General features: G+C 63.6%; 8 protein-coding genes and 1 pseudogene. 7 read left to right on the forward strand and 2 right to left on the reverse strand.

The window, feature by feature from the left end; all coding sequences use genetic code 11:
* Positions 1-402: 402 nt before the first annotated feature.
* Positions 403-672: pseudogene (locus MKK69_RS16075) on the reverse strand (DUF4113 domain-containing protein); the annotation flags it as partial.
* Between the two features lie 569 nt (positions 673-1,241).
* On the opposite strand from MKK69_RS16075, the gene MKK69_RS16080 reads away from it, so the two are divergent.
* From MKK69_RS16080 to MKK69_RS16110, 7 genes are all read left to right on the forward strand, one after another.
* A complete protein-coding gene (locus MKK69_RS16080; RefSeq protein WP_243969362.1) occupies positions 1,242-1,532 on the forward strand; it encodes a hypothetical protein in 291 nt (96 codons plus the stop codon).
* Positions 1,533-1,641: 109 nt separating this feature from the next.
* Entirely contained in the window at positions 1,642-1,794 is a 153-nt protein-coding gene (locus MKK69_RS16085; RefSeq protein ID WP_243969364.1) for a hypothetical protein, read from the forward strand.
* Positions 1,787-2,143 carry a hypothetical protein gene (locus tag MKK69_RS16090; RefSeq protein ID WP_243969366.1) on the forward strand — a complete coding sequence of 119 codons (357 nt, stop codon included), beginning with the start codon at positions 1,787-1,789 and terminating at the stop codon, positions 2,141-2,143. Before MKK69_RS16085 ends, MKK69_RS16090 begins: the two co-directional genes overlap by 8 nt.
* Before the next feature lie 141 nt (positions 2,144-2,284).
* Entirely contained in the window at positions 2,285-3,025 is a 741-nt protein-coding gene (locus MKK69_RS16095) for a hypothetical protein (protein WP_243969368.1), read from the forward strand.
* A complete protein-coding gene (locus MKK69_RS16100; RefSeq protein ID WP_243969370.1) occupies positions 3,026-3,604 on the forward strand; it encodes a PIN domain-containing protein in 579 nt (192 codons plus the stop codon).
* Between the two features lie 26 nt (positions 3,605-3,630).
* Positions 3,631-4,038 (forward strand): hypothetical protein, encoded by a 408-nt coding sequence (locus tag MKK69_RS16105; protein WP_243969372.1) that lies wholly within the window; start codon positions 3,631-3,633, stop codon positions 4,036-4,038.
* Positions 4,039-4,080: 42 nt separating this feature from the next.
* On the forward strand, positions 4,081-4,500 hold the full coding sequence (locus tag MKK69_RS16110; protein WP_243969374.1) for an organic hydroperoxide resistance protein: 420 nt from the start codon (positions 4,081-4,083) through the stop codon (positions 4,498-4,500).
* Between the two features lie 22 nt (positions 4,501-4,522).
* Here MKK69_RS16110 and MKK69_RS16115 read toward each other — a convergent pair whose 3' ends face one another.
* The gene (locus MKK69_RS16115) at positions 4,523-4,747 is read right to left on the reverse strand and encodes a hypothetical protein (protein WP_243969376.1); all 225 of its coding nucleotides are present in this window, start codon (positions 4,745-4,747) and stop codon (positions 4,523-4,525) included.
* Between the last annotated feature and the right edge of the window lie 165 nt (positions 4,748-4,912).

The raw sequence follows: 4,912 nt of genomic DNA on the forward strand, positions 1-4,912 counted from the left end.
CTGTTCCGGCGGAAGGCGCTCGGAGACCTGTTCGGGGGCCCCTACGCCTGAAGAGCTGTCTTCAAGATGCAGAGCAAGCTATGTCCCGGGGACTTATAAGAAAGAAATCACTCTATCGCGTGAACCATGCGCAAAATCCTGCTTGTTCGCCCTCAATGCGTCAGGTAGATACGCCCACCCGGACAAAAAAAGGCCACTCCCGGAGGAGCGGCCCGAAGTCTAGGGAGGAAACGCCCAAGAAGGGCAGCGAGATGGCGACGCCATCGCTATCTCGCAATGCAAACTTAGGCTACCGCACCGCAGCAGGCAATCGCCAAGAAGCGAATGCCCGTACATAAGTCGTGCTGGCATGCCAGTTAGGTGCGCTTTCACACCATACCTTGGGCAGGCTGGGTAGTTTGTGTGCGCCACCGGCAGCACGCCGACCTGCGTGGTGTAGCGCAGCGTACGCATCTCGAACTTCGTGCTCCAGTCCCGCGGGCTCACCAGCCCGGCGCGTGCCGGCACCACCGCGCCCCGGCCCCAGCGCGCATTGCACGCATCCATCGCCGCCATCAGCTGGCCGGATCGCGTGCGGTCCAGCGCGCCGATCGGCGCCCGCGGGCTGTGCGAGAGCAAAACCAAATCGTTCATGACGGTGCCGACTTTGTTGTACCGCCACTGCCGCTCGCCCGCTCGCACCAGACTTGCGCTTTTGGTCTCGTGCAGGAGTTGATATGTCCGTGAGCGCCGAGATCTGGACCGCGCCTCGGCGACTGAACCGCAAAGCTCTCCGCTCGTTCATGTGGTCGCGTGCCCTCTGTAGGCTCGCGTGACGGGAGACCACATGCGCGCACTTCTCGCCAGCGCCGCCCTGCTCGTCCTCGCGACGGCCGGGGCTAGTGCACAGCCCTACGATGACCGACGGCCGCCCCCGCCAGGCGAGGAGGATTTCGACCGGCCCCCGCCGCCTCCGCATCGCTTCAGGCCCCCGCCGCCGGGCGAGGACTTCGATGACGGCCGGCCGCCGCCCCCGCATCATCACCGCGGGCCGCCCCCGCCGGATGACGACGACGATGGCCCGCCCCCACCGCCGCCTCGGCGCTACTGACAACCGTCCGAAGGGTTTCTTTAACTACCCCATCGCACCCTGATCATGGCCACCTGTGAGTGGCCGCACTGGCACGTGCCGGAGATGCGCCCTCGCGCAGCTGATGCGCGGGGGCGCCTGCGCGCCTTGGAGGTGGTCGATGCGTGGATCCATGAAGACCGTCGGCATGGCTGCCTTGGCCGCCTTGGCCCTATGCGGTACCCAGCCGGCCGCCCAGGCCCGTGACGGCATCGGGGTTGGCGGGGCCGCTGCACTCGGTGTGCTCGGTGGTGTCGTGGCAGGCAGCGCCATCGCTTCAGCCAACAACGGGTACTACCCGGGCCAGCCAGTCTACCGCGCCCCGCCGCCTGCCTACGTCGAGGAGGTCTGCCACTTCGAGCGGCGTGGCTTCATCGACCCCTACGGCGTCGAGCACATCCGCCGCGTGCGCGTCTGCGAGTAAAACGGGTTCGAGCAGCACGCGTTCGCTTTTCGTACCACTGTGATCCCGGCGCGGCAGCCACCTGCGTTCGGCTCAGCTACAATGCGGGCGTCTCCTTGAAGCGCTTTCCATGCTGCTCCCTACACCCACCGTTCGTCGCTTCCTGCTGCTCGGGCTCATGCTTGCCAGCCTGATTGCGCTGGCGGATGGTATTGCCCGCCATGAGCTGCAGAGAGCCACGAGCGTGATGGCCTTTGCCGGGGGCGGCGGGTCCGATGAATAGCCGCCCGGCGCAGCTATCGGGCTTGGCCCTGCTCCTAGCGCTTGCGGGTGTCGGGCCGGCCTCGGCCCTGGCGGCCGAGCCGACCGACCTGCCAGCGCTCGAGCGGGCGTGGCACGGATGCGTACGCCAGGCGTACGACGGCCAGCAGGATCAGGGCAGCCGAGCTGGCCGGGAACGCAACGCCCTGGACGAGTGCAAGCCCCACGAGGACGCCTACGTGGCCGCGCTGATGGCAGATCGCCCCGGTGACGCCGACGCCCCCATGAACGGCTGGGCACGGACCTGGGCGGCGTACGTAGCCTTCGTGGTGGATCCGGTGAAAGCTTGGTTCGAGACGTTGCGGCGCTAGCCTTTAGCAGTCCGTTGTCACCTTAGGTGGCAGGGTCAGTCAATACGCCCCCTTGTCGACAGGCGTTCGATCCTATCTATTGTACATGTTCTGTTCTGTTTTGTCGGCGCGGGAGTGGGGTGAGAACACTGTCGATTGGTCATGAGTGACGGCTGGAGATACAGGTTCAGCATCGACGCTTTCAGCGTCGAGACGATCCCTATGGCTCGCCTCGCCGAGTACATGGCCGGTTTCGCGCGCCTGCTTGGCGAGCAGGAAGCGGTCCATTTTGAGAAGCTCGAGCCGGGCAGCGCTGTTCTGGTAAGCCGAATTGACGAGCCTGCGATAGTTAAGGTTGGCGAACGGCTGCACCGTATTCGGGATGGACGTGCACCTAAGGACGCCTTGGAAGCATACAAAACCCTCGACAACCTTCTAGCTAAGGACAATGCAGTAGGCTTGCTGACCCCGCCGGAAGGCGCCGAAATTATAGCCTTCCCTGGTCGAACGCGCCCAAAACCAATCCAGTACGGCCCGTTTCGTGAGCGGGGTTCGTTAGATGGTATTGTCGTAAGACTGGGCGGGCGGGACAAAACAATTCCTGTTCTGCTTTGCAATGGCGACGTCTCTTATACATGCCAGGCATCTGTTGAATTATCGAAGAAGCTCGCTCAGTATTATTTGGGCCCGCAGATTCGCGTACATGGAAGTGGCAAGTGGATTAGAGACGAAGATAAGACATGGACGTTGCAGCAATTCGATATTGAAGACTTCGAAGTTCTTGATGATACTCCGCTGAGTGAGGTGGTTCGTCGCCTTCATGCCATTGAAGGTGGCATGTGGAACGATCAATCCTTGACGGATTTACTTGGGCTGCGGCGCGATCCAGAGGACCAACACTAGATGCCTGTCGTGTTCGACAGCTCGTATCTAATTCCGCTGTTTGATAGCCGGTATGGTAGCGCCGGCGCGCTTGACGACCGCATAGCATTCCTACTTCGAAATCTAGATCGCGACAAGACTACCATTATTATACCAGCGCCAGCTTTATCAGAAGTTCTCATCGGCGCGGGGGATGCGGCGCCTAGATATTTGAGCGTTATTAACGCCTCCGCACGCTTTAGGGTCGCACCCTTTGCCGAACGTGCAGCTGTCGAAGCTGCGGCGGCCCACCGAGAAGCAATAAGGGCAGGAGACAAGAAGGAAGGCACTCCATCGTGGGCCAAGATTAAGTACGATCGCCAGATAGTGTCGATTGCCATAGTCGAAAGTGCCTCTATAATCTATAGCAACGACGACGATATTAGACGAATATCTCTTGGGTCGAATATGGAAGTTGTGTCGCTTTCTGACCTCCCCTTTCCCCCGCCAGAACCGCAGCCTATACCGCCCCCTGCTCGTTCTCGAGCTGCAGACTTGTTCGATGAGCTTATTGCTGAGGAAGATCCCAAGTCCGTCGAGACAGAACCAGACGTCGAGTAAGCCCCCACAGGGCCCAGGCTGACGCCTTGGAAATCGAGGCCGCCGCAAAGCGCCGGCTGGCGGATGAGTACGACGCCGCGCAGGAGCGGGGCGAGGTGGCCACACAGTCGCGGGGCGGTGCCAACATCGCGGACGGCGTTCCAGGCGGGAACACCGTTGCCACCGTCACGGACCTCGGCCTGACCCGCAAGGCGATCCACGAGGCCCGGCAGTTGCGCTACGCTGAGGCGGCTGACCCTGGCGTGATCCGCCGCACACTCGATGCTCGGCTCGAGCAGGGCCAGGAGCCGACCAAGGCTGCCGTCCGTGAGGCCGTCGCCGAGGTCATCAACCTTGACGACCGGCGCGCGCCCGAGCCGCCGCCTGAGCTCGCCGAGCGGGAAGCTGAGGCAGCCGACCCGGGCGTGATCCGCCGTGCAGCTGCCCTGGGCTGACGGCAGCGCAGCCCTACGTCGCCCACATCGGAGGGACAGACGATGAAGGCACTCTACACAGCCACAGCAACCGCGGTCGGCGGCCGCCAGGGGCGCATCTCATCACCGGATGGGGTGCTGGACCACGTGCTGGCTCACCCCAAGGAACTGGGCGGCCCAGGCGGCCATGCGACCAACCCGGAGCAGCTGTTTGCCGCTGGCTACGCCGCGTGCTTTGAAAACGCTCTGCTGCGTGTCGCGCGCGAGCGGAAGGCGCCGCTCGCCGCGTCGTCTGTCACGGCGCATGTGGGCATCGGGCGCGAAGAGGACGGGTTCTTCCGGCTCGAAGCCACCTTGGAGGTGTCAGTGCCGGATCGGGACCGGGCCGAGATCGAGGAGTTTGCCCGCATCGCCCACGAGGAGGTCTGTCCCTACTCGCGCGCCACTCGGGGCAACATGGACGTGACCGTGCGGGTAGTCTGACTGCGCGACCGGCCGGCACCCGTCAGCCAGCGCCGTGGCCGCCCTTGGCGTTGTCGGGTTGGGGCGTATCCGGCCGGTTGTCGTAGCCGCCGCTCTCGGGACCCTCACCGGCATCCGGCTCGGGGTTGCCTGGCGGATTCAGGCCACTGCTGCCTGCCGCGGGATCGAGCTTCTTCAGTTCACCGACCGGCCGGCCTGGTGGCACTGTCCCGAAGGGTTCGCGTGCCCCGTCTACATCCGGGCCCATGTTGGCCTCCGTTGAAGTCGTGGGAGGCGAAGGCGCGGGGTCTGACCGAAGTTCCCGGGAGGACTTTTCGGCGGGAGCCTTAGTCCGACAGAACGGCGACGAGCGAGAACGATGTAGCGAGTACGAACGTGCCTACGACGAGGGATGAGATGAGCAACATGGGAG

Origin of the sequence: Methylobacterium sp. J-026, from assembly GCF_022829585.1 — a bacterium.
In the GTDB taxonomy this organism is placed as follows: Bacteria; Pseudomonadota; Alphaproteobacteria; order Rhizobiales; family Beijerinckiaceae; genus Methylobacterium.

What these genes read in the sequence shown, in the direction of transcription:
- MKK69_RS16080 (WP_243969362.1), top strand. Translation starts at nt 1,242, where the DNA reads ATGAAGACCGTCGGCATGGCTGCCTTGGCCGCCTTGGCCCTATGCGGT.
- MKK69_RS16095 (WP_243969368.1), top strand. Translation starts at nt 2,285, where the DNA reads ATGAGTGACGGCTGGAGATACAGGTTCAGCATCGACGCTTTCAGCGTC.
- MKK69_RS16100 (WP_243969370.1), top strand. Translation starts at nt 3,026, where the DNA reads ATGCCTGTCGTGTTCGACAGCTCGTATCTAATTCCGCTGTTTGATAGC.
- MKK69_RS16115 (WP_243969376.1), bottom strand. Translation starts at nt 4,747, where the DNA reads ATGGGCCCGGATGTAGACGGGGCACGCGAACCCTTCGGGACAGTGCCA.
- MKK69_RS16090 (WP_243969366.1), top strand. Translation starts at nt 1,787, where the DNA reads ATGAATAGCCGCCCGGCGCAGCTATCGGGCTTGGCCCTGCTCCTAGCG.
- MKK69_RS16085 (WP_243969364.1), top strand. Translation starts at nt 1,642, where the DNA reads ATGCTGCTCCCTACACCCACCGTTCGTCGCTTCCTGCTGCTCGGGCTC.
- MKK69_RS16110 (WP_243969374.1), top strand. Translation starts at nt 4,081, where the DNA reads ATGAAGGCACTCTACACAGCCACAGCAACCGCGGTCGGCGGCCGCCAG.